2 protein-coding genes are annotated in these 3,176 nt (G+C 58.5%); both read left to right on the top strand.

The features are described 5' to 3' along the window. The coding region (locus ACODTJ_RS28965; RefSeq protein ID WP_488851670.1) for a toll/interleukin-1 receptor domain-containing protein at positions 1-1,312 on the top strand (1,312 nt) is incomplete at its 5' end. Beyond that, the gene (locus tag ACODTJ_RS28960; RefSeq protein ID WP_488851668.1) at positions 1,309-2,865 is read left to right on the top strand and encodes an argonaute/piwi family protein; all 1,557 of its coding nucleotides are present in this window, start codon (positions 1,309-1,311) and stop codon (positions 2,863-2,865) included. The genes ACODTJ_RS28965 and ACODTJ_RS28960, both read left to right, overlap by 4 nt. Positions 2,866-3,176 lie beyond the last annotated feature (311 nt).

The raw sequence follows: 3,176 nt of genomic DNA, 5'->3' as shown, positions 1-3,176 counted from the left end.
AAGTTGGACGCCGATCCCCCGCCTCATGGGGTCAAACTTGCACGCCGAAACACAGACACTGCACCCAGGGGAGCGATGGCGGCGGCAGGTCAATCAGGCACTCCAGTATCGCGCGGCGAAAGTCCTCCTCGTCTGGCGTGACGCAACGCTCGCCGACCAGCATGTCCAGGACGACCTCGACGTCGCGTTAGAGGTGGCGAAAGAGATCGGCGATCCACGCTTCATCATTCCGCTGCGGCTCGAACAGGGGAAGAAGGTCAAGGGTCTCGGCGACGCCGTCCCGGTCGACTTCGTCCGTGGTTGGGGAGAGGGAGTCGGTCTGCTCCTTGATGCTCTGCAGAAGCAGAAAGTGCCGCGAACCGCACGCGCTGCGGTGATCGATCCAAACTGGGAGGTCTTCCGACGGCGCGGAGCGATTCCGCTTGTCGAGGAGCCAGAACGACTGACGTCGAACTGGTTGCGCGCCGCGGAAGCGCCGGATGCCATTCGGTATTTCGAGAGCACCGGCGTGGTCGAAAGCAGATCGCTGGATCGAGCAATTGAAGAGTTCCGCTATCCGTGCGCGCTTCAAAGTTCCGGCTTCATCACATTCGCGGATCAGTCAGAGATCGATGCCGCATTCGCCTCCGCCGGCCGCTTCAAGCTGAAGCACGAAATTCCATTGCTGGATTTCATCGACAATGGCTTCCCGACGCTCGGCATCGAACGTCAAGTCGCTTCCAACCTGGTGATCGCAATGATCAAGAAGGCTTGGCTCTTGTTTTGTCGGGAAAAGGGCTTCGTCGAGTATCACTATTCTGGCGCGGTTGGTTTCCACGCATCGTCAACACAGGCGCCGACCGGTCAACGCATTCCGTGGGGCAGACAGGGAGCCCGGCGGTCTTCGATGCTGCGCAACGTAGCGAAGGGTCACATTTGGCAGTTCGGAGTGACTGCGATGCCCTACTTCTGGCCGTTCTGGCATTTGAAACTCAAGGCTCGTGTTCTGTTCTCCGTCGACAACAACACCCCGACGGGTCTCGATATCAACGACGCCAAAAAAATGCATCGGCTACGCCGAACCATCTGCAAGGGCTGGCGCAACAAGCAGTGGCATGGGCGCATCTTGGCCTTCTTGGAACTTCTCTCTGGCGAAAGCGCGAACATCCGCCTTGCGCTTGCGACGAACGCTGAGCTCGTGATCGAAGCCGCTCCGATGCTGTTCACCTCCCCGGTGAGCACCGCACTTCCCGACGTCCTCGATGCCGATGAGGAAGAGACCGATATCAGCACGCTAGGTCGACCGGATAGCGATGATGAGGCAGCCGAATGAGGTTTGCAGAGAAATCGCTTCAAGTTGAGCACCTCAACGAACCACCGTTGGAGTTCGCCTACGCGCAACGCAGTCCGCATCCGAAGGACGGCTTATTCCTGTACGGGCCCCATGCCAAAGCGAAGAAGTGCCGTGAGATCAGGGTCGGCGTAGTCGGCACGACCGACGGCATTGCACACTTTCGTTTGTGGGCCCGGAAGCTGAAATCCGTCATCGCGGTACCACCGCCCGGAAAGGGCGAGAAGGCCGACCGGCTACATTTGGCGAACTTCCCAGGCCTAGAGGAGGCATTCGGAATCTCCTTCGATCCAGACGAGTGCAGCGCGCTTTCAATCCAGTTGAAAGACATCGATCACGCAACGAGGATCTTCAACCTCAACGAAGCCGTCGACAAGGTAGCACGGCTCTACATCGATCGTGTCGAGCAGCATCGGCGCAACGACGAGCGATCGGTCGACATCTGGGTCCTTGTCCTGCCAGACATCGTCTACGAGCGTTGCCGGCCCCAATCCAAGAGAACGGGTTTGGCGATGGAAAAGGGCGATTTCAAAAAGCGCCAAAAGGCGAAAGAGCATCTTCCGCTTCTTTCAGCTATGGGTGCCATCGATCAATCCGGCGAAGTTATCTTTGAAGACGTCCCAGACTTCCACCGCAGGATAAAAGCCGAATTCCTGAAGATCGCGCCCACGCAGCTGGTGCGCGAGACAACGCTTGCGCCCGACGCCTTTCTCAACAAGGCCAACTATCCAGTTCGGAGAACCCAGGACGCCGCGACAGTCGCATGGAATCTCGCGACCGGTCTTTACTATAAGACGCAGCCGAAGCCACCGTGGCGGCTAGCGGAGGTGCGGCCGGGTGTTTGCTACATCGGCATGGTCTACAAAAGTCTTCCAAACGACCCCGACGGACACGCCTGCTGCGCAGCACAGATGTTTCTGAACGAGGGAGACGGCGTCGTCTTCCGCGGGGCCAACGGTCCGTGGAAGACTGGTGACTTCGAGTTTCATCTAAAGGCGCCTGCCGCAAAGAATTTGCTAGCACTTGTCCTCAGGACCTATGCCGAGGAGCACGGCGGGCCACCCAAGGAGCTGTTTATCCACGGCCAGACCTATTTCAACGATGAGGAGTGGGGTGCTTTCGTCGAGGTGGCGCCACCAGAGACCAACATTGTTGGCGTGCGCATCCGTTCCACCGGCGGCGAGACGAAGCTATTTCGCGACGGCGACTATCCGGTGCTCCGCGGAACCGCTCTGTTGCTCGACCACCAGACAGCCTACCTCTGGACAACGGGATATGTGCCACAGCTCGACACCTACATTGGTCCGGAGACACCGAACCCGCTTCACATCACCGTAATGCGCTCCAAAAACGCCAAGCCCGACATTCGAACGGTGCTCCGCGACATCATGGGCCTCACCAAAATCAACTACAACACCTGCAACTTCAACGATGGCCTACCTGTCACGGTTCGCTTTGCTCGAATGGTTGGGGACGTTCTGACCATGGGATCAGCGAGAGGCGAGGAGCGCCAGCCGTTCAAATTCTATGTTTGATTCTAAAATAATCGTCTGCAGTGTCCCAGTTCCTCTTTCCCAGTATTCACGGGTGCGGGGCGCCGTCGAGATTGGTCAGCTGAAGACAAGGCGCGAGGTGTTGCGGAGGACGTCGAGCCCATTGCAACGGTGATCTCCTTCACCGCCGCACGCTTGATTGCCGCGTTGGCTATCGACGCAACCCTGCCGCTCAACACCCTGCGCGATGGGTAATAAAGCGAACGTCCGCTTCTTGGGAAAGCCTCAATGTCTGGTTGTGTGAAGGGTTTCGGATGCCGGCCCGTGCGAGCTGGGATGGTCCGGGTTGAGGG

It is taken from the genome of Allobosea sp. FG18 (genome assembly GCF_057809495.1).
This window is presented reverse-complemented; position numbering and strand designations above follow the sequence as displayed.

What these genes read in the sequence shown, in the direction of transcription:
- ACODTJ_RS28960 (WP_488851668.1), top strand. Translation starts at nt 1,309, where the DNA reads ATGAGGTTTGCAGAGAAATCGCTTCAAGTTGAGCACCTCAACGAACCA.